General features: G+C 38.1%; 24 protein-coding genes. 20 read left to right on the top strand and 4 right to left on the bottom strand.

What is annotated here, in order from left to right:
• Nucleotides 1-13 precede the first annotated feature (13 nt).
• From carB to CVPH_RS06805, 4 genes are read left to right on the top strand one after another with little or no spacing between them, the layout of a single operon-like run.
• Nucleotides 14-3,223 carry a carbamoyl-phosphate synthase large subunit gene (gene carB / locus CVPH_RS06820; RefSeq protein WP_201341001.1) on the top strand — a complete coding sequence of 1,070 codons (3,210 nt, stop codon included), beginning with the start codon at nucleotides 14-16 and terminating at the stop codon, nucleotides 3,221-3,223.
• The gene (gene greA / locus CVPH_RS06815) at nucleotides 3,223-3,699 is read left to right on the top strand and encodes a transcription elongation factor GreA (protein WP_201340994.1); all 477 of its coding nucleotides are present in this window, start codon (nucleotides 3,223-3,225) and stop codon (nucleotides 3,697-3,699) included. Before carB ends, greA begins: the two co-directional genes overlap by 1 nt.
• 60 nt (nucleotides 3,700-3,759) lie before the next feature.
• The gene (locus tag CVPH_RS06810) at nucleotides 3,760-4,494 is read left to right on the top strand and encodes a phosphocholine cytidylyltransferase family protein (protein WP_201340993.1); all 735 of its coding nucleotides are present in this window, start codon (nucleotides 3,760-3,762) and stop codon (nucleotides 4,492-4,494) included.
• The gene (locus tag CVPH_RS06805) at nucleotides 4,494-5,144 is read left to right on the top strand and encodes a CDP-alcohol phosphatidyltransferase family protein (RefSeq protein WP_201340992.1); all 651 of its coding nucleotides are present in this window, start codon (nucleotides 4,494-4,496) and stop codon (nucleotides 5,142-5,144) included. Before CVPH_RS06810 ends, CVPH_RS06805 begins: the two co-directional genes overlap by 1 nt.
• 230 nt (nucleotides 5,145-5,374) lie before the next feature.
• Here the strand turns inward: CVPH_RS06805 and CVPH_RS11280 are convergent, their stop codons facing one another.
• From CVPH_RS11280 to rplS, 4 genes are all read right to left on the bottom strand, one after another.
• A complete protein-coding gene (locus CVPH_RS11280) occupies nucleotides 5,375-5,551 on the bottom strand; it encodes a M15 family metallopeptidase (RefSeq protein ID WP_201340991.1) in 177 nt (58 codons plus the stop codon).
• Nucleotides 5,552-5,619: 68 nt separating this feature from the next.
• Complete coding sequence (locus CVPH_RS06795) at nucleotides 5,620-6,345, bottom strand: hypothetical protein (protein WP_201340990.1); 726 nt, start codon at nucleotides 6,343-6,345, stop codon at nucleotides 5,620-5,622.
• A 734-nt stretch (nucleotides 6,346-7,079) separates the two neighbouring features.
• Nucleotides 7,080-7,961, bottom strand: a complete 882-nt coding sequence (gene xerD, locus CVPH_RS06790; protein ID WP_201340989.1) for a site-specific tyrosine recombinase XerD — start codon at nucleotides 7,959-7,961, stop codon at nucleotides 7,080-7,082.
• A gap of 74 nt (nucleotides 7,962-8,035) precedes the next feature.
• Complete coding sequence (gene rplS / locus CVPH_RS06785; protein ID WP_201340988.1) at nucleotides 8,036-8,389, bottom strand: 50S ribosomal protein L19; 354 nt, start codon at nucleotides 8,387-8,389, stop codon at nucleotides 8,036-8,038.
• Between the two features lie 168 nt (nucleotides 8,390-8,557).
• On the opposite strand from rplS, the gene CVPH_RS06780 reads away from it, so the two are divergent.
• From CVPH_RS06780 to CVPH_RS06710, 16 genes are all read left to right on the top strand, one after another.
• The gene (locus CVPH_RS06780; protein WP_201340987.1) at nucleotides 8,558-9,991 is read left to right on the top strand and encodes a glutamate synthase subunit beta; all 1,434 of its coding nucleotides are present in this window, start codon (nucleotides 8,558-8,560) and stop codon (nucleotides 9,989-9,991) included.
• Nucleotides 9,988-10,119: a hypothetical protein gene (locus CVPH_RS10800; RefSeq protein WP_281064624.1), complete on the top strand. Its 132-nt coding sequence runs from the start codon at nucleotides 9,988-9,990 to the stop codon at nucleotides 10,117-10,119. The genes CVPH_RS06780 and CVPH_RS10800 overlap by 4 nt, the downstream gene beginning before the upstream one ends.
• 143 nt (nucleotides 10,120-10,262) lie before the next feature.
• On the top strand, nucleotides 10,263-11,564 hold the full coding sequence (gene dsrA / locus CVPH_RS06775; RefSeq protein WP_201340985.1) for a dissimilatory-type sulfite reductase subunit alpha: 1,302 nt from the start codon (nucleotides 10,263-10,265) through the stop codon (nucleotides 11,562-11,564).
• 72 nt (nucleotides 11,565-11,636) lie between these two features.
• On the top strand, nucleotides 11,637-12,710 hold the full coding sequence (gene dsrB / locus CVPH_RS06770; RefSeq protein WP_201340977.1) for a dissimilatory-type sulfite reductase subunit beta: 1,074 nt from the start codon (nucleotides 11,637-11,639) through the stop codon (nucleotides 12,708-12,710).
• Between the two features lie 12 nt (nucleotides 12,711-12,722).
• Nucleotides 12,723-13,124: a sulfurtransferase complex subunit TusD gene (tusD, locus tag CVPH_RS06765; RefSeq protein ID WP_201340974.1), complete on the top strand. Its 402-nt coding sequence runs from the start codon at nucleotides 12,723-12,725 to the stop codon at nucleotides 13,122-13,124.
• A gap of 1 nt (nucleotide 13,125) precedes the next feature.
• Nucleotides 13,126-13,530 carry a sulfurtransferase complex subunit TusC gene (tusC, locus tag CVPH_RS06760; protein ID WP_201340966.1) on the top strand — a complete coding sequence of 135 codons (405 nt, stop codon included), beginning with the start codon at nucleotides 13,126-13,128 and terminating at the stop codon, nucleotides 13,528-13,530.
• A 12-nt stretch (nucleotides 13,531-13,542) separates the two neighbouring features.
• The gene (gene tusB / locus CVPH_RS06755) at nucleotides 13,543-13,839 is read left to right on the top strand and encodes a sulfurtransferase complex subunit TusB (RefSeq protein ID WP_201340959.1); all 297 of its coding nucleotides are present in this window, start codon (nucleotides 13,543-13,545) and stop codon (nucleotides 13,837-13,839) included.
• 26 nt (nucleotides 13,840-13,865) lie between these two features.
• Entirely contained in the window at nucleotides 13,866-14,189 is a 324-nt protein-coding gene (locus CVPH_RS06750) for a TusE/DsrC/DsvC family sulfur relay protein (RefSeq protein ID WP_201340097.1), read from the top strand.
• Between the two features lie 74 nt (nucleotides 14,190-14,263).
• Entirely contained in the window at nucleotides 14,264-15,037 is a 774-nt protein-coding gene (locus tag CVPH_RS06745) for a respiratory nitrate reductase subunit gamma (RefSeq protein ID WP_201340951.1), read from the top strand.
• Between the two features lies 1 nt (nucleotide 15,038).
• Nucleotides 15,039-16,640, top strand: a complete 1,602-nt coding sequence (gene dsrK / locus CVPH_RS06740) for a sulfate reduction electron transfer complex DsrMKJOP subunit DsrK (RefSeq protein ID WP_201340948.1) — start codon at nucleotides 15,039-15,041, stop codon at nucleotides 16,638-16,640.
• Between the two features lie 21 nt (nucleotides 16,641-16,661).
• Nucleotides 16,662-18,626: an NAD(P)-binding protein gene (locus CVPH_RS06735; protein WP_201340946.1), complete on the top strand. Its 1,965-nt coding sequence runs from the start codon at nucleotides 16,662-16,664 to the stop codon at nucleotides 18,624-18,626.
• 28 nt (nucleotides 18,627-18,654) lie between these two features.
• On the top strand, nucleotides 18,655-19,038 hold the full coding sequence (locus CVPH_RS06730) for a sulfur reduction protein DsrJ (protein ID WP_201340944.1): 384 nt from the start codon (nucleotides 18,655-18,657) through the stop codon (nucleotides 19,036-19,038).
• Nucleotides 19,035-19,766, top strand: coding sequence for a sulfate reduction electron transfer complex DsrMKJOP subunit DsrO (gene dsrO / locus CVPH_RS06725; protein ID WP_201340942.1), 732 nt, complete (start codon nucleotides 19,035-19,037; stop codon nucleotides 19,764-19,766). The genes CVPH_RS06730 and dsrO overlap by 4 nt, the downstream gene beginning before the upstream one ends.
• Before the next feature lie 25 nt (nucleotides 19,767-19,791).
• Entirely contained in the window at nucleotides 19,792-20,994 is a 1,203-nt protein-coding gene (gene nrfD / locus CVPH_RS06720) for an NrfD/PsrC family molybdoenzyme membrane anchor subunit (protein WP_201340941.1), read from the top strand.
• A 12-nt stretch (nucleotides 20,995-21,006) separates the two neighbouring features.
• Nucleotides 21,007-22,383 carry a cobyrinic acid a,c-diamide synthase CobB gene (locus tag CVPH_RS06715; RefSeq protein ID WP_201340940.1) on the top strand — a complete coding sequence of 459 codons (1,377 nt, stop codon included), beginning with the start codon at nucleotides 21,007-21,009 and terminating at the stop codon, nucleotides 22,381-22,383.
• Nucleotides 22,380-22,721 carry a HesB/IscA family protein gene (locus CVPH_RS06710; RefSeq protein WP_201340939.1) on the top strand — a complete coding sequence of 114 codons (342 nt, stop codon included), beginning with the start codon at nucleotides 22,380-22,382 and terminating at the stop codon, nucleotides 22,719-22,721. The genes CVPH_RS06715 and CVPH_RS06710 overlap by 4 nt, the downstream gene beginning before the upstream one ends.
• Nucleotides 22,722-22,726 lie beyond the last annotated feature (5 nt).

The raw sequence follows: 22,726 nt of genomic DNA, 5'->3' as shown, positions 1-22,726 counted from the left end.
AAGCACAACACTAATGCCAAAAAGACAAGACCTTAAAAGTATTTTAATTATCGGCGCTGGACCTATTGTGATTGGTCAGGCTTGCGAGTTTGATTATTCTGGTGCGCAAGCCTGCAGTGCATTGCGCGAAGAGGGGTATCGTGTTATTTTGGTTAATTCCAATCCAGCCACCATCATGACTGACCCAAAAATGGCAGATGCAACTTATATTGAGCCAATTGAGTGGCGTACGGTTGAAAAAATTATTGAAAAAGAAAAACCCGATGCGTTGTTGCCGACTATGGGCGGGCAAACCGCACTTAATTGTGCACTAGATTTAGAGCGTCATGGTGTGCTTAAAAAACATAATGTGGAAATGATTGGCGCTAAAAAAGAAGCCATTGATAAAGCTGAGGATCGTGATTTATTCCGTGAGGCGATGTTAAAAATTGGCCTTGATATGCCTAAAGCAGCTGTGGCTCATAATATGGAGCAAGCGCACGCTGTACAAGAAACAGTCGGCTTTCCAACCGTTATTCGCCCTTCATTTACCATGGGTGGTAGTGGTGGTGGCATTGCTTATAACGTCGAGGAATTTGTTGAAATTTGCGAACGAGGTTTGGATCTTTCGCCGACTAATGAGCTTTTAATTGAAGAGTCGATTCTTGGTTGGAAAGAGTTTGAGATGGAAGTGGTGCGTGATAGCAAAGATAATTGTATTATTATTTGTTCGATTGAAAATCTTGATCCTATGGGTATTCATACAGGCGACTCAATTACTGTTGTACCTGCACAAACACTAACTGATAAAGAATACCAAGTAATGCGTGATGCTTCATTGGCAGTACTTCGTGAAATTGGGGTTGATACAGGCGGCTCAAATGTGCAATTTGCGCTTAATCCAAAAGATGGCCGTTTAACCATTATTGAGATGAACCCACGTGTGTCTCGCTCGTCCGCACTGGCATCAAAAGCAACAGGTTTTCCTATCGCTAGAGTGGCCGCAAAACTAGCCATAGGTTACACTTTAGATGAACTTGACAATGACATTACAGGCGGTAAAACACCAGCCTCTTTTGAGCCAAGTATTGATTATGTAGTCACTAAAATTCCAAGATTTGCCTTTGAAAAATTTCCTAAAGCGGATGATCGTTTAACCACGCAAATGAAATCTGTGGGCGAAGTAATGGCTATTGGCTCAACCTTTCAAGAATCTTTACAAAAGGCATTAAGAGGACTAGAGACCGACAAGGTCGGATTAGATCCTATTGTTGATTTGAACGCTGACGATGCGCGCAATAAAATACGCTCTGAATGTATTTCAGCCCGAGGTGAACGCATTTTTTATTTAGCTGATGCTTTTAGACTAGGCATGAGTATCGATGAAGTGTTTGATTTGTCTAAAGTTGACCCTTGGTTTTTAGCGCAAATACAAGACATTGTTTCAACTGAGTTACAAATTAACGGCACGAATGTGACCGATGTTGATGCTGATAAAATGTTTACTTTGAAGCGTAAAGGCTTCTCTGATGCACGTTTGGCGCAATTATTTTGCTGTAGCGAATCTTCAGTGCGTGAACGTCGCCGTGCACTTAACATTAAACCTGTGTTTAAGCGAGTGGACAGTTGTGCGGCAGAATTTAAGACTCAGACTGCTTATTTATATTCAACTTATCAGTTTGAGTGTGAAGCCAACCCAACTGATAAGAAAAAAATTATGATTTTGGGTGGTGGGCCTAATCGTATTGGGCAAGGTATTGAGTTTGATTATTGCTGTGTGCATGCATCACTTGCTTTACGAGAAGATGGGTTTGAGACGATTATGGTAAATTGTAATCCTGAAACGGTCTCAACTGATTATGATATTTCAGATCGTTTGTATTTTGAGCCATTAACTTTAGAAGATGTTTTAGCGGTTATTGATGTTGAAAATCCAGATGGTATTATTGTACATTATGGCGGTCAAACACCACTTAAACTGGCTGAAGCATTGGAAAAAAGTGGTGCCAATATTATTGGCACAACCCCAGATGCTATTGATTTAGCTGAAGATAGAGAGCGTTTTTCTAAAATGTTGCAAGAATTAGGGCTTAAGCAGCCGCTAAATGGTACAGCGCGTTCATTAGAGCAAGCGCAAGATATTGCAGATGCAATTGGTTTTCCATTGGTGGTTAGACCCTCTTATGTGCTTGGTGGTCGAGCAATGGAAATTGTTTATGACAAAGACAGCCTTGAGCATTACATGCACACAGCAGTTCAAGTATCAAACGATTCCCCTGTTTTGCTAGATTCATTTTTAGACCATGCCATTGAGGTTGATATTGATGCAATTTGTGATGGTGAAGATGTGGTGATTGGCGGTATTATGCAACATATTGAGCAAGCAGGTATTCATTCAGGTGATTCCGCTTGTTCACTACCACCTTATTCATTGATCAATGAGGTATTAGATAAAATGCGTGCTCAAGTTGTCGCCATGGCTAAAAAATTAAACGTGGTTGGTTTAATGAATACCCAATTAGCTTATCAAGATGGTGAGATTTATATTATTGAAGTTAATCCACGTGCCTCACGCACAGTACCTTTTGTTTCTAAAGCAATTGGCGTGCCACTGGCTAATATTGCTGCACGTGTGATGTTAGGTGTGTCGCTTAAAGCGCAGAATTTTACCAAAGAAATTATTCCCAAGCACTTTAGTGTCAAAGAGGCCGTATTCCCATTTAATAAATTTTTAGGTGTGGACCCAATTTTAGGTCCTGAAATGCGTTCAACAGGCGAAGTAATGGGTATTGGTAAAGATTTTGCCTCAGCTTTTGATAAGGCCCAATTAGCAGCAGGCAGTCGTGCGCCAGAAAATGGCAAGGTGTTTGTTAGTTTGCGCAAGCTTGACCGTAACGAGTTGATTGATTTGGGTAAAAAATTATCAGCACAAGGCTTTAGCTTGGTTTCAACACGTAGTAATAGAGATATGTTAAATGAAGCTGGGCTTGAATGCGAAGTGGTTAATAAGGTATCAGAAGGTTCACCACATATTGTCGATATGATTAAAAATGATGATATTGATTTGATTATTAACTCAACTGAAGACACCCAAGGCGTGACCGATGCTGCAGCGATTCGTTGTCAAGCATTAGTACATAAAGTACCATTTACCACCACAGTAGCAGCTGCATTTGCTATGTTGGATGGCTTGAAAGCCAATAATAAACTTACCATAACTAAACTTCAATCACTACACTCATAATGGAAAATATACCAATGACCGTTTTTGGTGCAAAAGCATTAGAAGCAGAACTACTTAAACTTAAAGATGTTAGCCGTCCACGCATTATTGAAGATATTGCCACAGCACGTGCTCACGGTGATCTTAAAGAAAACGCTGAATATCACGCCGCTAAAGAAGAACAAAGCTTTATTGAGGGTCGAATTAAAGAAGTTGAATCAAAACTTTCTCGTATGCAAGTGATTGATGTTGCTAAACTTAACCAAAACAGTCGTTGTGTTTTTGGCACTACCATCACCCTAATGAACATTGAAGATGATAGTGAAACTACGTATCAAATTGTGGGCGAAGATGAAGCTGATATTGCACTCGGTAAGATTTCGTGTCATTCACCAATTGCTAGTGCATTAATGGGCAACGAAGAAGGTGATGAAGTAACAGTGAAAGCACCTAAGGGCGATATTGTTTATGAGATATTAAACGTTAAGTATATTTGAGTTTTTTGGATTGTGTTACAACGGTCCTAAATATTAAGCTGAATAACGAAGAGGAATACCATGAAAGACAATCAACGAATTACAACTGTTGTTTTATTAGCTGCTGGTACAGGGTCTCGCCTACGACCACTCACTTTGGATGCGCCAAAATGTCTTACCATTATTAATGGCGAGCCTATTCTACAACATTTATTAGACACATTTCGTATTCAAGGTATTAAAAAAATAATTATAGCAACGGGCTATTTAGAGCACCGTATTCGTGAATATTTAGACCAACATGCTGGTGATATAAAAATAGAATATATATTCAATGCTGATTATCAAACAACCAATAATATTTATTCTTTGTGGCTGACTAGACAAGCCATTAAAGAAGATTTTATATTGGTGGAAAGCGATTTGGTATTCGATTCTAATCTTTTAGATAACATGATGTATCCAAATCGTATTGCATTATCAAATATTCTACCATGGATGAATGGCACAACAGTGTCATTAGATGATGATGATAAAGTGAATATATTTCATATGTCTGCTAATATTTCAAATAACCCACATTATAAAACCGTTAATATTTGTAGTTTATCTTTAGATAGTTGGTATAAGGTGCTAGATAGATTGGATAATTATATTTCTGCAAAGAATCTCAACACTTATTATGAGGCTGTTTTTGCGGATTTAGTAGTAAAAAAGACCCTGTCCTTTGAAGCCATTATGTTTGATGAGAAAAAATGGTATGAGATTGATACCATTGAAGATTTAGAAGCGGCAGAAAAGCTCCTTAATAACTAATGAGGCGTTTCTTATTTAAAAATATAGCTAATGTTGTTTCAATCTTAGGCGTTTTGCCTTTGGCTTTATTGTATCTAGATGATGGATATCAATATTTACTTCCGCTGATTGTTTTTAACAATGTTATGGATGATCTTGACGGTATTTTAGCAACAAAACTAAATATTAAAAGTCGCTTTGGTGCTGATTTAGATAATGTTTGTGATGCAGTTGCTCATGTCGCCATAACGTTTGCATTAGGAGTACATTTTGGCGGGGTAGTGCTTATTGCAAGTATAGTCGCCTCAGGTGCAGTTATTCTTCGGGCAACTTTTAGATTAAATCCTGACATCCTTGGCGGTGGCTCACCTACGAATGAGCTAATGCGTCATTTATTATTTGTATTACTGTTGGCTAATATTTTTCATATCAATCCTGATTATCTTTTGGTTGTTGTGTTACTTTTTAACACAATCTCCATGTCATCATCAAAGAAAATGACAGCGATGATCCGTAGCCAAGCTAAAACAGCATCATCAGTCATATTGATTAACATCTCACTAATAATATCTTTATTGTTGCCAATTTTAACACCTTATATTGCCATTGTTTTTTTTACAACTTATTTGTATGCTTTTTTTACAAGCAAGAGCGTTAGCAATGATGCATAATAAACTCACTTAACCAAAGTAGTCATTGTGTGTTTAGTATTACGATGACGTTAATGAACATTGGATGATAGTGAAATTGCGTACTAAATTGTGGTCAAAAATAAGACCGACATTGTACTAGATAATATTTTGTGCCATCCACCAATGAAGTAACAGTGAAAGCACCCAAAGGTGATATTTCTTATGAAATATTAAGTGTTGAGATATTTACGTTTTATAATAATTCAGGTCTATATGCAAAGTGCAAAGTGCATGGTGTCGTGGTGATACCACTTTTCACCCCAAATAAAACCATATTTCTCAAAAGTATCAATAATAATTTGTGGGATTTTATTAACATGTGGAGCAAGAATTTGGTGTTCATCGCTACATTTGCAATTCCATTCCCAGTAAACTAGATTCAGCAATATTAAGGTCAATTGCAATACCAAAGCTATGTAGGCTTAATCGATTAGTGCCTTTGACTTTACGCCACTTATAGCTTTCCTGCAATATTGTGGATGAATGGTTCGAGTTTTGGATAGTTATCCAACTCTTCACCAATGGCTTTTATTTTGCTTGCCACGCCATTGATTTTAGTTACTTTAATTTTACGCTCATCAAGTTTTGGTGCCCAAATAATTTCAGTAAGGTTTTGCTCAACTTTTTCTTGAGTATTGCCATACGTGGTTTTGAAAAAATCTTGATTGGTAATTCTTTCCGGATCAAAACGAGGTTTGGGCGGTGTTGTAACCACACCTTTTTGATAAGGATAATGAAATTGATCTTTAATGTCTGGATTAGTGAGTAATTCATCAGGTGTTTTAGTTTTATTATCATTAAATAATAAACGCTTGCTATCTTTAAAGATGATGTGATTGTCATTAAAAGTAGCAATTATATTTGGGTAGCTTCTTAGTAATTTTCGTACATTGCCTGGATATTTCTTATGTTGATTAATAATTTCAATATCAACTAATTTAATAACTTCTACATCTTCATCTAGGAAATTTCTATCTACTAAAAATGTGCCAACATCATTTCTACCACCAGAAAAACTAGTATTGCCACCTATGGTAAGCATATCGCCATTTTTTTCATTTAAAATTTGATAAATAATTTCCGTGTGATGAGCGTGACCATCCTTAGTGGATATGTACAGCACAATGTCGCCCTCTTGGGGTGCGTATGTTTTATCTTTGAGTTGCTGATGGGTCGCCAATAATTTTTTAGTGCGTGTTTTTTGCGCATAACTTCAACTGCCCAAGTATCGGCGCAGTATTCACTAAAATATTCGCCAATAGTGCTAAAAGTTTGGTCTAAAATAGTATATACAAAACCTTGACACCAGTACGCCCAATCACCATCATGGTCATTCATATAAGCCCTAATTCATGGTCCAATATTCCTCTCTACTAATTCAGACGCCCTATATTGCAAGTGTTTAGTGGCAGAACATTTCATTTTTTCACGCAAGATTCTATTGGAAAAAACCCGAATGTTAAATGCTTTAGTCATCAGTGAAGCTAGGGCTTTCCAAGCCGTATTATCAGGTATACCTGTAGCGGTCAGGTTGAGAAATTGTTGCACTTGTTTGGTCAAACACTATGTGGGGTTTAAGCCTAATAATGTTGCTAGTGAAGTTTTCATTAAGCTGCCATAGCATTAGCCACTCTTTAATTTTAAGAATATCGTGCCCACTACGCCAATTTTGTAGTCCTTTTAAAGGGGCGCTATTTCTTTAAGATAATCTGTTTTTAACAATAATTGGGACGGCTGTTGTTTCATTTTTTTTAATATAGAATATGGGCTTGCATGTGCGATTGTTGAAATAAAAATAAATAAAATAATATGGATAGTAATAAGGCTATTGCTTATTTTTTATACAAAATATTAATAGTCTTAAAGGGGAGGTTGTGCTGTACTTATTGATATAAGATTATGATTTATTTATTGCTATCCTCTAGGGTGGTGCTTACTATGTTGTGATTTAAGTTGGGTGTTTTGAATGTGGGTGTAGATTTGTGTGCTAGAAATATCACTATGCCCGAGCATTAATTGTACACTGCGTAAGTCTGCCCCTTTTTGTACAAGGTGTGTGGCAAAAGCATGGCGCAGTGTATGTGGTGATAAAGGTTTATTAATACCTGCTTTGATGGCGTAGCCTTTGATGATGTAAAAGAAATTTTGTCGGCTCATATTGGTGCCACGATTGCTTAGAAAATAACCATTAGTTTGTCCATTTTTTAATAAAAATGGTCTTGCGTTTTTTTCGTAACTTGTTAAACAATCCATTACCATTTCACCCATAGGTAAAAGGCGCTCTTTATTGCCCTTACCATGAATGCGAATATATTCATCAGCCAGATTAATATGATGATAACTCAGATTAATCAATTCCGAGACACGCAGTCCACAAGCGTATAAAAGCTCTAACATGGCCTGGTCACGCAGGCCAAAAATAGTGTTATGATCGGGTGCATTAAGTAGTCTTTCAACTTCATCAATATTTAAAAAAACGGGTAGTTTTTGCGCTTGTTTAGGATGGTGTAATTTATCGGTTGGATTTTTTTTTATGACTTTTTGCTTCATTAAGTATTGGTAGAAAATACGTAAACAGGTGAGTATTCTAGCTTGTGTGGCAGTACTCATGGATATTGATTGGCGCTCATTAAAGTACTGATTAATATGTGTATCGTTAATATCAGTGAGTGATTTATTGACCCATTTTGAAAATAAATTAAGATCAGAACGATAAGCCGATAGCGTATTTTTGCTAGCGCCTGATGAAAGCCAGTAGTTGTCTAAAAATTGGTCAATGAGTATTGAATTATCCATTAATAAATTATGACAGATAATGGCTTATAAAAAATGTCGGTAAAAACCGACATTTTTTATCAAAAGAAATTTGTTTATTTTTTAAGCTGAAGTTTTTCTTTAATTCTAGCTTTCTTGCCAGTAAGACCACGAAGATAATAAAGTTTGGCTTGACGAACTTTACCGCGACGCTTTACTTCAATTGAATCAATCATTTTTGAATGAGTTTGAAAAACTCTTTCAACACCTTCGCCATGAGAAATCTTTCTGACTGTGAATGCTGAACCGATACCTCGGTTCTTCTTAGCAATAACAACACCTTCAAATGCTTGCAATCTTTCACGATCGCCTTCACGTACTTTTACTTGTACAATAATAGTATCGCCTGATGCGAATGAAGGCAGGTCTGATCTTAGTTGTTCGCTCTCAATTTGATCAATTAAATTCATTTGAGTGTTCCCTGAATAAACTTTCATAAAAAAAGAAACAATTATACCGTTATTTTAAGCAGTGAATAAGATAAGAATGTCATATAATTTTATCTAGTTTTTGAGTGGTGCAATTTTATGAGAAATATGGCATAATCTTTTAGATTTATATTTGAGTGTTTGTTTGTCATGGGAAAGGTAACTGGCTTTAAAGAATTTGATAGAAAAACCGAGGCTTATCGCCCTGTGGATTTGCGCATTAAAGATTATGGTGAGATTTTTACGGGCCATCATGATAAGGTTCATCTTCAAGAGCAAGGCGCAAGGTGTATGGATTGTGGCGTGCCTTTTTGCCAGTCAGAAAATGGTTGTCCAGTTGATAATCTAATTCCAGAATTTAATGATTTGATTTATCACAATAGATGGCAAGAAGCACTAATATGTTTATTGAAAACCAATAATTTTCCAGAATTTACAGGTCGGGTTTGTCCAGCGCCTTGCGAAGGTTCTTGCGTATTGGGTATTAATAATCCTGCAGTCGCGATTAAAAATATTGAGCAAGCTATTATTGACAAAGGTTTTGATGAAGGTTGGGTTAAGCCCTACACAGTTGAGTATAGAACGGGTAAAAAAATTGCTATTATTGGCTCTGGTCCTGCAGGTTTAGCAGCAGCAGATGAGTTAAATAAAATCGGCCATAGTGTCACTATATTTGAGCGCGATGACCGCATTGGCGGCTTATTAATGTATGGCATTCCAAATATGAAACTTGGTAAAGATGTGGTTGATCGCCGTGTTAAATTAATGCAAGACTCGGGGGTTGAATTTATAACCAATGTCGATGTCGGCAAAGACATTACCACCACACAATTACAACAAGATTTTGATGTACTTGTGTTAACCACAGGTGCAAGTAAAGCACGTGATTTATTGGTGGATAATCGCCAAGCACAAGGTGTGCATTTAGCGATGGAATACCTAGCTAAAAACACCAAAAGTTTGCTAGATACTGGACGTGAAGATGAGTCAGATTTATCCGCCAAAGGCAAAGATGTGATTGTGATTGGTGGTGGCGATACGGGCACAGATTGTATCGGCACAGCACTACGTCAAGGTGCAAAATCGATTGTGAATTTTGAATTAATGGGCAAACCGCCAGTTGAACGTGCGTCAGACAATCCTTGGCCATTATGGCCACTGGTTTATCGGGTGGATTATGGCCATGCCGAAGTGGCGGAAATATTTGGCAAAGATCCAAGGCAATATCATTTAATGACTCAATCATTTATTAAAGATGATCAAGGTGCTGTCATTGGTTTAAAAACGGTTAATGTTGATTTTAAAGATGGGCAGTTAATCCAAATTGATGGTAGTGAAAGAACTTGGCATACACAATTAGTTTTACTGTCAATGGGTTTTGTATCTCCTGAGTATTACCTAAGTGATGATGCTAACATTAAGCTTGATGAGTGTGGTAATTATAAGGCTAAATACGGTCAATACACAACATCACAAAAAGGAATTTTTACCGCTGGAGACTGTCGTCGTGGACAATCGTTGGTTGTGTGGGCTATTAATGAAGGTCGTGGTGTTGCTGCTAAAGTTAATGAATATCTAGTATGAAATACTTGCTTATATTACTTTTAATAGTTGCGATTAGCATGATTGCGATTGGCATTATTAACGTTATTATTGCCCCTGCATTAACAGGCCTTGGCTTTATTATTATTATTTTAATTCTCAAAAAATAAAACTAATCTACCCCCTAAGGGATAGTAGTTAATACCACTAATAAACGCTGGTATTTTCTTTCATTTAAGTATAATTTATTTCGTTCACATCTCCTTTTTGGAAAAAGCTAAGGGGATTTACTTAAATATACTGGAGAGATAAAATGGCAGAGTTATATAACACGCCCAACCTTGATGAGTTGGAAAATGGTCCATGGCCTTCGTTCGTTACAGGTCTTAAAAGATTAGCAAGTGACAGTCATGCTGGCGCTGAAATGGCACGTGACGTATTAGGCACACTAGAAACTTCATATGTAACCAAAAAAGGTTACTGGAAAGGCGGTACAGTTGGCGTTATTGGTTATGGTGGTGGTATTATTCCACGTTTTAACGAATTAAAAAACGAAGACGGTACTTATAAGTTCCCTGCAGCAGGCGAGTTTCATACTTTACGCATTCAACCACCAGCAGGCATGCACTACACATCAACTTTATTAAGAGATATGTGTGATATGTTTGTAGATAACGGCGGTTCTGGTTTGATTGCACTTCATGGTCAATCAGGCGATATCATGTTACAAGGTGCGACTGAAGAAACAACACAGACTATTTTTAATACATTTAATGACTATGGTTTTGATTTAGGCGGCGCTGGCCCTGCAGTGCGTACAGGTATGTCTTGTGTTGGTGCTTCACGTTGTGAGATGTCAAATGTTAATGAGCAAGCAGTTTTGCGTACTTTGGTTAATGCATTCTTAGATGATATGCATCGTCCAGCATTACCATACAAAATGAAATTCAAAGTATCAGGCTGTGCAAACGATTGTATGAATACAGTTCAGCGTGCTGACTTTGCGGTTATTGGCACCTGGAGAGACGACATTAAAGTTAACCAAGACCTATGGAAAGCAATGGTTGCAGACAAAGGTCGTAGTTATGTTATTGATAACATTACTTCTCGTTGCCCTACCAGTGCGATGACACTTAATGAAGATGATTCAATTACAATTGATAACAAGAATTGCGTTAAATGTATGCACTGTTTAAATGTTACCAGTCCTTTAACTCATAAATATATTGCTAAAGGCGATGTAGAACCTATCTTAGCAACAGGTGATGATAAAGGTGTGATGATTATCATGGGCGGTAAGCGCACACTTAAGATTGGTGATTTATTCGGTTCAGTGATTGTACCATTTATGAAAATGGACACAGCAGATGATTTTGAAGCGATTGAAGATTTAGCAGGTGAAGTGATTGATTTCTTTGCTGAAAATGCACTAGAACATGAAAGAACGGGCGAAATGATTGAGCGCATTGGTGTGGTTAACTTCCTTGAAGGAATTGGCCTTAATGTAGACCCTAATATGGTTAATTCTACACGTACTTCATCTTATGTTCGTATGGACACATGGGACGAAGAGGCTGTTAAGTGGTTTGAAAATAAAGCCGAGGCAAGCGCATAAGCACCTCGTTTAAATAACAATTTTTAAGGTGAGCGTAAATCTCATCTAACTTTATATACTAGGAGAAATAAAATGGCTGAAGCACCAAGAATGCCTATCGAATCAGGTTGCCCTGATCCTATTCAATACATGCACCCGACGATGCGTCGTAATTACGGACAATGGGCTTATCATGACCGTCCTCGTCCAGGTGTATTGCACCACACTTCAAAAAATAATGAAGAAGTTTGGACAGTTCGCTGTGGTACCGCGCGTCAAATGGATGTTTATACCATTAGAAAATTAGCTGATATTGCTGATGAATTTGCGGATGGCTTTGTTCGTTTTACCATGCGCTCTAATGTTGAGTACATGGTGGCTGATGGCGCAAAAGTTGAACCGCTAATTGCAGCGTTAACTGAAGCAGGTTTTCCTGTAGGTGGTACAGGCCCGTCGGTAACCATGATTTCACACACCCAAGGTTGGTTGCATTGTGATATTCCAGGTACAGATGCCTCGGGTATTGTAAAGTCACTCATGGATGAACTGCATGAGGAATTTACGCGTGAAGAAATGCCTAACCGTGTACATATGACCACTTCTTGTTGTCAGATTAATTGTGGTGGTCAAGGCGATATCGCACTTAATATTCAACACACTAAACCACCTAAAATTAACCATGATTTAGTGGCTAATGTGTGCGAGCGTCCAACTGTTGTTGCACGTTGTCCAGTTGCTGCGATTCGTCCTGCAATGGTTAATGGCAAGCCAACATTGGAAGTTGATGAGAAGAAATGTATTTGCTGTGGTGCGTGTTTTCCGCCATGTCCGCCGATGCAAATTAATGATCCTGAGCATTCTAAGATTGCGTTGTGGATTGGCGGCAAGAACTCAAATGCGAGATCTAAGCCTTCATTCCATAAATTAGTTGCTTCTAATCTACCCAACAATCCACCAAGATGGCCAGAAGTTGGTGCTGTGGTTAAAAATATCTTATCTGTTTATAAAGACGATGCCCGTGATTGGGAAAGAATGGGCGAATGGGTTGATCGTATTGGTTGGCCATCATTCTTTGAAAAGACAGGCTTACCGTTCACTAAATTCCACATCAATGATTGGAAAGGTGCGCGTCATGAGTTGAATTCTTCTGCACATATTCGTTTCTAAAAATCGATTATTATGAAGATTTCTATTCAAGTTAATGAAGGGCCGTACCAGCATCAAGCATCTGATACGGCGTACCAATTTGCCAAAGCGGCAATTGAAAAAGGCCATGAAATTTTTCGTGTCTTTTTCTATCATGATGGTGTGAATAATGCATCACGTTTTACATTACCACCACAAGATGATCGCAATGTTATTAACCAGTGGGCAGAGTTAGGTATTAAGAATGCCGATGGTGAGCCTGAACTTGTTGTGTGTATAGCAGCAGCGCTTCGTCGCGGTATGCTAGATGAATCTGAGGCAAATAAGAACGGTATTGATGGTAATAACCTTCACCCAGCATTTCGTATTTCTGGCTTGGGTCAGTTGATTGAAGCGGGCATTCAGTCCGATCGTTTAGTGGTATTTGGAGATTAAGATGGCAACTAAGAAATTTATGTATTTAAATCGCCGTTCTTCATTTGGTACGGTGTATGCAGTTGAGTCGCTAGAAGTGGTGTTAATTGCTGCAGCATTTGAACAAGATGTTTCTTTGGCTTTTATTGATGATGGTGTATATCAGATTGTTGAAGGGCAAAATGCTGATGGTATTGGTATGAAGAATTTTTCTAAAACGTTCCATGCATTGGGTGATTATGACATTAATAAGCTTTATGTATCAGCAGAATCTTTAGAAGAAAGAGGGTTGAGTGCAGATGATTTAATGCCTTTAGTGTATGAAGATGAAGACGATGATTGGGCAGAAAAGCCGAGCGTTAAAGTAGTTTCTAATGTCGAGCTTTCAAAAATTATGTCTGAACAAGACGTATGTCTAAGTTTCTAAGGGAGATTAAATATGCTACATACTATTAATAAATCATCTTTCGAGCGAAATTCACTTAAATCTTGTCTTAATACAATTGATGACACAAGTGTTGTTTTATTAATTGAAGATGGTGTTATTTCTGCTGCGAAAAATACCAACGCACCAATGATTGCTGATCTTGCCGCTCAAGGCAGAGTTTATGCGCTTCAGGGTGATGTTGAAGCAAGAGGAATTTCTTCAAAACTTGCTGATAATATCAAATTAGTTGATTATGCAGGTTTTGTTGATTTGGTTGTTGAACATGGAACCGCGGTTTCTTGGGTTTAACTTAAATTTTTATATAGGAGTAAAAAATGGCTGATATTTTAGGCGCAGAAGTAGATGAAGAAGGTTTTTTGGTAGATTTGGGTGATTGGACCAAAGAAATTGCTGAGCAAATGGCAAAAGATGACGATGTTGATTTAAGTGACGAGCATTGGGATGTGATTAATTTCTTACGTGATTATTTTGAAGAGTACCAAATTGCACCTGCAGTGCGCGTATTAACCAAAGCAATCGCTAAAAGAATGGGTAAAGACAAAGGTAACTCTAAGTATTTGTACTCTTTGTTCCCATATGGTCCTGGTAAGCAAGGTTGTCGTTTCGCTGGATTGCCAAAACCAACTGGCTGTATTTAAGTCAATACAAGCAATAAAAACACCTGCTTCGGTGGGTGTTTTTTAATATTTCAACCATTGAATTTGAGAGCAATATGTCTGTAATAAGCATTTTTTTTACCGCTTTATTTTATATTTCATTAATTGTATTCCTTGTTGGAATGGCGAGAAAAATCCATCAATTTTGGATAACGCCAGCTCCCCTTAAAATTCCTACTGCACCAACCCCATTAACACAAACAGGTGTGGTTATGCGCATGATGCGTGAAGTGGTCTTATTTGAAAGCCTGTTTAAAGCAAACAAATGGATTTGGTTATTTGGCTGGTTGTTTCATTTCGGCCTATTATTGGTTTTAATTCGCCATATACGTTATTTTTGGCCAGGTGACTTGCCCGATATCTTTTTATTAACCCAGCCATTTAAGTATGCTGCTTTTGCCATGGTGATTGGTCTTGTTGGGCTTATGTTACGCCGTATTTTTGTTGAGCGTATTCGTTATATTTCAGCACCGAGTGATCATTTAATGTTAATCATGTTACTCATTATTGGCGTGAGTGGCGCTGTAATGACATTTACCAGCAATCATACAGACATTATTATGGTCAAGGAATTTGCCTCAGGTTTAGTCAGTTTTAATTGGGCAAACCTACCAACAGAAGTGCATTTTTTAGTACACATTTTCTTGGTATTTGTGTTGATGGCAGTTTTCCCAATTTCTAAATTATTACACGTGCCAGGTATTTTCTTTAGTCCAACACTAAACCAGGTGGACGATGCTCGCTCAAAGCGCCATATTTCACCTTGGGCACTCAAGCAAGAACAAGAACATGCAACACGACTAGAACAAACTTTAGGTAAGGATGAATAATATGGCAAAAGAATTTGACATTCCAGTATTACCCACTTATCTTGAAATTCCTGAGTTAAAAGAAGGTATTATGGATGGCGAGGGTCCGTTCAAATCCGTACAAGAATTTCAAAACCCATTAGGCTTTCCTGGTGAGAAAGTAGATAATTGGCAGCAAGTTGCTATTGATAAAATGGGTGAACTTAAGTCTAAATATCGCTCCGTACAAGTGTTTTTAGACTCGTGTGTTAAATGCGGTGCTTGTACTGATAAGTGTCATTATTTTTTAGGCTCTTCAGATCCAAAAAATATGCCAGTTGCACGTCAAGATTTATTTAGAAGTGTGTATCGTCGCCATTTTACCTTTGCAGGTAAATACTTTCCTAAATTGGTAGGCGCTAAAGAGTTAGATGATGATATGCTGGATGATTGGTATAACTATTTTCATCAGTGTTCACAATGTCGTCGCTGTTCAGTATTCTGCCCATACGGCATTGATACAGCTGAAATTTCAATGGCAGCTCGTGAAGTGCTGGATGCGGTTGGCATAGGTCAAAAATATTGTAATCAAATTTTAGGCAAGGCTTTAACAATTGGTAATAACTTAGGTTTGCCTGAGCCCGCTTTGCGTGATACATTGCTTGACCTTGAAGAAGAAATTGAAGAAGAAACAGGCGGGGTTGCTGTCAAATACCCCTTAGACCAAAAAGGGGCAGAAATTTTATTAATTACCCCATCGGCAGACTTTTTTGCTGAACCTCATATTGATGGTTTAATTGGTTATGGTAAGGTATTTCACCAAGACGGTGTTAGTTGGACGCTAAGTTCATATGCCTCTGAAGGTGCAAACTTTGGTATGTTTATTGGCTCTTATGATGTGATGCGCAAGGCTGCTTTGCGTATTCGCAAGGCTGCACTTGATTTAGAAGTGTCACGGGTTATGGTGGGTGAGTGTGGACATGCCTGGCGTGTTGCTTATAGTTTTTGGAATACTTTATCGGGCGCAGGCGCAGGGGCTACTGATGAATTTGCTCAAAAATTACAAGATCAATTAGATCATCGTTATCCGCAACCACAACATATTATTGAATACACCCATGACTTAATTCAAAGAGGTAAATTATCTTTTGACAAGTCTGCCAATGATGATCGCATAGTTACTTTTCATGATTCGTGCAATGTTGCCCGTGCAACTAATATGGGCGGCATTCCAAGCGGTCAATTTATTTTGCCACGTGATGTTATTAAAGCTGTGTGTAATAATTATGTTGATATGGAACGTAGCACAATTAAGGAGGCTACTTTTTGTTGCGGTGGTGGTGGTGGCTTATTAACAGACGATTTAATGGAAATTCGTGTGAAAGGTGCAATGCCAAGAATGCAAGCACTGAAAGCGGTTGAGAGAGATAACGGCGTTAATACACTGGCTGCTATTTGTGCCATTTGTAAGTCGCAATTTTCTAAAGTATTACCTAAATTTGATTTTGACCCATACATGATTGTGAGTGTTCACCAGTTAGTGAGTGAAGCAATTATTATGGACAAGCCACAAACAGCAGTCCAGAAGGACGAACCACAAACTGATACTGATGATGTCACATCGACAGAAACAGCAGAAACTTAAACGAATATAAGGAGATTTGATATGCAAAAGAACCCATACGGCGTACCAACTAAGGGCGACAATCACACATTCAGATTATACACCGATGATGGTGATGAGCTAAAAACAGTGCCGTGGAGCCAAAAGATTTTTAAAGAAGACACTTCTCATAAGTGTCCTACTTATGTTACTCAAACACCACCTTGTCAAGGCTCGTGCCCTTCAGGGCATAATATTCGTGGCTGGTTAGACATTGTTCGCGGTATGGAAAAGCCTTCTGGTGACCTATCTTGGCAGGAGTATGCATTTCAACGTTCTACAGATTCAAACCCATTTCCATCGGTGATGGGTCGTGTTTGTCCAGCGCCTTGTGAAGATGGTTGTAATCGTAATGAAATTGAAGACACGGTTGGTATTAATGCGGTTGAGCAATTTATTGGCGACAATGCAAAAGTTGAAGGTTACACATTTAAAGTTGATACTAAAGATACAGGCAAAAAAGTTGCCATTATTGGTGGTGGTTGTGGTGGTTTAGCAGCAGCACTTAAATTACGTCGTCAGGGGCACAGCGTCACTGTATTTGAAAAATATGATCAATTAGGTGGCATGATGATGTACGGTATTCCTGATTATCGTGTGCCACGCGATGTATTGTCTTATGAAATTGATCGTATTATCAATACAGGCGTTGAAACTAGAATGAACACTAAGGTTGGGGTTGACGTTACTATTGATGAATTAGAAAAAGAATTTGATGCAGTTTTATTTGCAATGGGTGCTATGAGCGGTCGTACGTTGCCTGTCCCAGGCGGTGAAGCAACAAATTGCGTCTCTGGTGTTGCTTTTCTTGAGGCGTACAACCAAGGCCGTTTAAAGCACATTACAGGCAAGGTAATTTGTATTGGCGGTGGTGATACTTCAATTGATGTTGTATCAGTTGCACGTCGTTTGGGCAACATTAGTAATATTGCTGAAAAAGATCGTCCTGAACATATTATTTTTAGTGATACAGCGCATGATGTGGTTGATACTTCTAAGCGTTTAGGCGCAGATGTATTATTAACAACACGCTCTACTGTTGAAAACATGCCAGCAGCGCAAGAAGAAATTGATGATGCAACTCGCGAAGGTGTTGAAATTCAAGGTCAATTACAACCTATTGAAGTAATTACAGGAAAAGATGGTCGTGCAACTGCACTACGTATGATTCGTTTAGAAGAAGATGGAAACACACCAATTGAAGGCTCTGAGTTTGATATTGAATGTGAGTTGATTGTTTCTGCCATTGGTCAAGGTGTTGATTCTGAAGGCATGGACACTTCCTTCTTTAATGAACATGGATTTATTGACGCAGATAAGAACTATCAAGTGCCTAATAAACCAGGTTTCTTTGTTTGTGGTGATGTAGTTCGTCCACACTTATTAACGACTGCCATTGGTCAAGCGTCAATTGTTGCTGAAAGTATTGGTGATTATTTGGCAGGCTCTGATCAACATACTCGCCCTAAGGTTGACGTTAGTTACTTTGATTTAATGGATAAGTTGAAAGAGTGGGATCTTTCTCCTGAGTCTTATGAGCAAGGTTCCGATGTTGCGGCCTCAACAGATACTGCCGATTTTGCGGTACATAATTATGAAGATCGTGCTTTTGCTTCCATTATTCCACATACGGAATTGTTTTTAGGTCATTTTGATCATGAACAACGCAATCAACGCAATCACAAATTGGTGGATATTGACAACGTATTGGGTAACTTTGATGAACGTTTAATTGGCTATACTGAAGAGGAAGTGCAAAAAGAAGCGGCCCGTTGTATGTCTTGTGGCTTATGTTTTGAGTGTGATAACTGTGTGATGTATTGTCCTCAAGACGCAGTCTTTAAAGTTAAGAAAGATAAGGCGACGTTAGGCAGATATGTTGATACTGATTACAACAAGTGTATTGGTTGCCATATTTGTGCTGATGTTTGCCCGACTGGTTATATTCAAATGGGTCTTGGTGAGTAGCTCAATTTAATCTAAGCGGAATAAAATTATGAATCGTTTGTTGGTTATTTTTTTAACTTTGTTGGTAAGCAGTGTGTTTGCGCATACTAACGAGCATGCTAGTCTTGGTGAGCAGGCTAGTTCTATCAAGGCATCTGGCAAAGTATTTCATGAAAGTGTTTCGATTATTCGGAAAATGCATCCTGAATTTTTACGCCATAAGCGTGATAAAACTTTACGCCAAGGCGTGCGAACGGATGAATATTCTTTAAAAGGCTGTGTGTCATGTCATGCCAATAAAGATAAGACAAACAACCAGTATCATTCAGTTGATAAGAAGGGTCAATTTTGTTCAGATTGTCATGAACAAGTCAGTGTTAGTCTTGATTGCTTCAGTTGTCACCGCACGACACCAAAGGAAGACTCCTTATGAATAAAACATTAAATCGTCGTGATTTTATCAAAACCACGAGTGCAACAACGATTGGTGTTGTCACAGTTGCTAGTGGCATTACACTTACAACATTCGCTAGTACTAACAAGGTGCCAGTGACCAATGAAAAACGTTGGGGTATGTTGATTGATACCAATAAGTTAACCGAGGCTGATATTGATGGTATGGTTAGTGCTTGTCAAAAAGAACAAGGTTGGGGTTCAGAGCTACATTCAACAGGCAGTCAAAAACCAGGCTGGATTAAAAAAGTTAAAGTTAAAGATAAAGCGACTGGTAAAGTAAGTAATCTTGCACTCATGTGTCAGCATTGCGAAGAGCCACCTTGCGTTGATGTTTGTCCAACAAATGCTTCTATGAAACGTGAAGACGGCATTGTATTGGTAGATAAACATTTATGTATTGGTTGTCGTTATTGCATGATGGCTTGTCCGTATGATGCTCGCTCGTTTGTACATGAGACACTAAGCAATCAAAAAGAACACATGCCTCGCGGTAAAGGCACTGTTGAGTCTTGCACGATGTGTGTACACAAGGTTGATAAAGGTGAAGTGCCTGCTTGTGTTACAAGTGTAAACAGTGATGCTGTTATTTTTGGTGATTTGTATGATGCATCAAGCAAAATTAATCAAACCTTAAAAACAGTTCAATCTGCACAAATCAGAGCAGACCTTAATCTAAATACTGGCGTACGCTATAGTGGTATTTAAATAATAAATTTAATTTGGGAATTTTATGAGCAATATTCGTTTTGAACAAATTGAAGGAAAAAGCCTAGGGTTTTATATATTGGTTGCAGGGCTGGGAATTTTAGTTTTGGCTGCACTAGGTAGTGTGTACTATATGGAACATCATGGTCATTTTGTGACTGGTATGAGTAATCGTATTGTGTGGGGTATGCCACATGTGTTTGCTTTGTTTTTGATAGTGGCGGCGAGTGGTGCGCTAAACGTGGCTTCAATTTCTTCTGTGTTTAATAAAAAACTATATAAGCCTTTATCACGCTTATCTGGTTTGGTTGCGTTGTCATTATTGGCCGGCGGTTTAATGGTATTGGTACTTGATTTAGGTCGCCCAGATCGTTTGATTGTTGCCATGACTGAATATAATTTTAAATCAATCTTTGCTTGGAATATTATTTTATATAATGGTTTTTTTGTCGTGGTCGCTGTTTATTTGTGGATGATGTTTGAACGTCGTATGAATAAATTTAGCCGTAAAGCTGGTTTGGTTGCTTTTGGTTGGCGTTTAATTTTAACCACAGGTACTGGTTCTATTTTTGGATTTTTAGTCGTTAGACAGGCTTATGACGCCGTTATTATGGCACCGATGTTTATCATTATGTCCTTTGCGTTTGGTTTGGCATTTTTTATACTCATTTTAATGGCAAGTTATCAGTGGACTAACAGGCCTTTAGGGGATGCTATGGTTAATCGTTTGAGTAGCCTTTTGGGTGTGTTTGTAGCGGCGGTTATGTATTTTGTGGCTGTGCATCATTTGGGTAATTTGTACTTAGCGGAAAACACTGGCGTTGAAAACTTCATTCTTTTTGATGGCGGTATTTATACAAAATTATTTTGGTATGGGCAAATTATTTTAGGTGGGCTTATTCCAATGGCATTGATTTATCATCCTGTGACTAAGGGCAATCGCTCAATGTTAGGTCTGGCTTCTGTGTTGATTATTATTGGTGGACTTATTCAATTGTACGTTATCATCATCGGTGGTCAGGCTTATCCAATGGAATTATTCCCAGGTAAGGAAATTTTAGAAGGTTATGGCGGTGTTGCTCAGTATTCAGCTTCACTGCCAGAGATTTCTCTTGGTATTGGTGGCGTTGCTTTGGCAATCATTGCGGTGACATTCTTGGTTAAATTCTTAGCATTCTTGCCAGAAAGTTTGGCAGATGATGTGACTGGTCCACACCATAAAAGCTAATTTTAATTTATAATGAGGCAGATAACGCCTTCATCATTTTACCTATCTGCTGCTCATAAATCTTCAGGCAAAACTGTTGTTAGTTTGGGGTTATGCGCTGCGTTTAAACAACAGTCTTTAAAAGTTCAAGCCTTTAAAAAAGGGCCTGATTATATTGACCCTATTTGGCTTGCTCAAGCCAGTGGCAACCCTTGTTATAACCTAGATTTTTACAACATGACTGATGATGAAATCATCCAATTGTATAACAATCAAAGTGTCAATAGTGACCTTACTATTATTGAAGGCAATAAAGGTTTGTTTGATGGCATGAGTGTTACTGGTGGTGATGCCAATGCTGATCTTGCTAAATTGTTAAACATCCCTGTAGTATTAGTAATTGACAGCACAGGCATTACTCGTGGTGTTGCACCACTACTTAGTGGCTATCAGGTGTTTGATAAAAATATAGATATTGCTGGCGTTATCCTTAATAAAGTAGCCAGTGAGCGCCATCAGTCAAAATTAATTCAAGCGATTGAACATTATACTGATATTCCTGTATTAGGCTGTGTGCGTCGCTCTAAAGCATTGGTGATTGATGAGCGTCATCTGGGTTTAATGCCTGCCAATGAAACGCCACAATCGCAAACTTTTATCAACAAAATTGCCAATATTATTGCCGATCAAGTTGACCTTAATGCATTAATGAATCTGACTTGTATTAAACCTAATAAGCAAATTATTAACACTGGTATAATTAAGGAAAAAACCACGGTTGCTATTGCTAAAGATAGTGCATTTGGTTTTTATTACCAAGATGATTTGGATAAATTTGAATCATTAAGTGTTAACATAAAATATTTTGACACACTTAAAGAAAATAATTTACCAGTATGCGATGGGTTGTTTATCGGCGGCGGGTTTCCAGAAATGCAACTTAAGGCGTTAAATGCCAATCAACGCTTATTAGAAGATATTAAAACTAAAATAGAACAAGGTCTGCCAACGTACGTGGAATGTGGTGGCTTGATGTATTTAACCAACAGTATTACCTATAATAAACAAACCTATCCAATGGTAGGTGTGATTGATGCAGATACGCATATGACACCGAAACCTATTGGTAGGGGCTATGTTGAGTTGGAACCAACCGATGAGCATTGTTGGTCTGGCGTGTCTAAGCGTATTTATGCACACGAGTTTCACTATTCAAAGCTTAAAAATCTTAACTCCAATACACGTTATGCTTTTAAGGTTTTGCGTGGTGTGGGTGTGGATAATAAGTTCGATGGCATTATTAAGCACAACCTTTTAGCTTCGTATACACACTTGCGCAACGTGGCAGGCAATGCGTGGGTTGTGCAATTTGTTAACTTTATAAGTAAGATTAAAAATCAAAAATTATGATTACAATTACAAAAAAAGCAGCAGATGAAATTATTTTATCAACCCATAATCCAGAAACACAGGGGCTGTTCATTCGCTTTGCTGTTGATAAAACTGACAATGGCTTTCAGTATTTAATGGGTTTTGATGATCGCAATGATAGTGATATCCATCTTGAATCTAATGGTGTTGAGTACGTTCTTGCTTATGAGCAAAAAGCACTACTTAAAGGCATGGTAGTGGATTTTGACCAAATAGACAAAGACAGCGATTATCACTTTGTATTTATGAACCCAAATGACCCAAACTACGAGCCACCAAAAGAGGAACACGCGCCTGATAAATCAGATAAAAAATAACCCAC

Origin of the sequence: Abyssogena phaseoliformis symbiont OG214, assembly GCF_016592595.1 — a bacterium.
In the GTDB taxonomy this organism is placed as follows: Bacteria; Pseudomonadota; Gammaproteobacteria; order PS1; family Pseudothioglobaceae; genus Ruthia.
Note: the sequence above shows the minus strand (reverse complement) of the source record. Positions and strands in the feature narration are given on the sequence as shown.

Excerpts from the sequence above, each read along its gene's own strand:
- CVPH_RS06745 (WP_201340951.1), top strand. The coding sequence starts at position 14,264 with ATGTCTGTAATAAGCATTTTTTTTACCGCTTTATTTTATATTTCATTA.
- CVPH_RS10800 (WP_281064624.1), top strand. The coding sequence starts at position 9,988 with ATGAAATACTTGCTTATATTACTTTTAATAGTTGCGATTAGCATGATT.
- tusC (WP_201340966.1), top strand. The coding sequence starts at position 13,126 with ATGGCAACTAAGAAATTTATGTATTTAAATCGCCGTTCTTCATTTGGT.
- CVPH_RS06715 (WP_201340940.1), top strand. The coding sequence starts at position 21,007 with ATGAGGCAGATAACGCCTTCATCATTTTACCTATCTGCTGCTCATAAA.
- CVPH_RS06735 (WP_201340946.1), top strand. The coding sequence starts at position 16,662 with ATGCAAAAGAACCCATACGGCGTACCAACTAAGGGCGACAATCACACA.
- CVPH_RS06710 (WP_201340939.1), top strand. The coding sequence starts at position 22,380 with ATGATTACAATTACAAAAAAAGCAGCAGATGAAATTATTTTATCAACC.
- tusD (WP_201340974.1), top strand. The coding sequence starts at position 12,723 with ATGAAGATTTCTATTCAAGTTAATGAAGGGCCGTACCAGCATCAAGCA.
- carB (WP_201341001.1), top strand. The coding sequence starts at position 14 with ATGCCAAAAAGACAAGACCTTAAAAGTATTTTAATTATCGGCGCTGGA.
- dsrB (WP_201340977.1), top strand. The coding sequence starts at position 11,637 with ATGGCTGAAGCACCAAGAATGCCTATCGAATCAGGTTGCCCTGATCCT.
- dsrA (WP_201340985.1), top strand. The coding sequence starts at position 10,263 with ATGGCAGAGTTATATAACACGCCCAACCTTGATGAGTTGGAAAATGGT.
- greA (WP_201340994.1), top strand. The coding sequence starts at position 3,223 with ATGGAAAATATACCAATGACCGTTTTTGGTGCAAAAGCATTAGAAGCA.
- dsrK (WP_201340948.1), top strand. The coding sequence starts at position 15,039 with ATGGCAAAAGAATTTGACATTCCAGTATTACCCACTTATCTTGAAATT.
- nrfD (WP_201340941.1), top strand. The coding sequence starts at position 19,792 with ATGAGCAATATTCGTTTTGAACAAATTGAAGGAAAAAGCCTAGGGTTT.
- CVPH_RS06780 (WP_201340987.1), top strand. The coding sequence starts at position 8,558 with ATGGGAAAGGTAACTGGCTTTAAAGAATTTGATAGAAAAACCGAGGCT.
- CVPH_RS06750 (WP_201340097.1), top strand. The coding sequence starts at position 13,866 with ATGGCTGATATTTTAGGCGCAGAAGTAGATGAAGAAGGTTTTTTGGTA.
- rplS (WP_201340988.1), bottom strand. The coding sequence starts at position 8,389 with ATGAATTTAATTGATCAAATTGAGAGCGAACAACTAAGATCAGACCTG.
- CVPH_RS06730 (WP_201340944.1), top strand. The coding sequence starts at position 18,655 with ATGAATCGTTTGTTGGTTATTTTTTTAACTTTGTTGGTAAGCAGTGTG.
- dsrO (WP_201340942.1), top strand. The coding sequence starts at position 19,035 with ATGAATAAAACATTAAATCGTCGTGATTTTATCAAAACCACGAGTGCA.
- tusB (WP_201340959.1), top strand. The coding sequence starts at position 13,543 with ATGCTACATACTATTAATAAATCATCTTTCGAGCGAAATTCACTTAAA.
- CVPH_RS06805 (WP_201340992.1), top strand. The coding sequence starts at position 4,494 with ATGAGGCGTTTCTTATTTAAAAATATAGCTAATGTTGTTTCAATCTTA.
- xerD (WP_201340989.1), bottom strand. The coding sequence starts at position 7,961 with ATGGATAATTCAATACTCATTGACCAATTTTTAGACAACTACTGGCTT.
- CVPH_RS06810 (WP_201340993.1), top strand. The coding sequence starts at position 3,760 with ATGAAAGACAATCAACGAATTACAACTGTTGTTTTATTAGCTGCTGGT.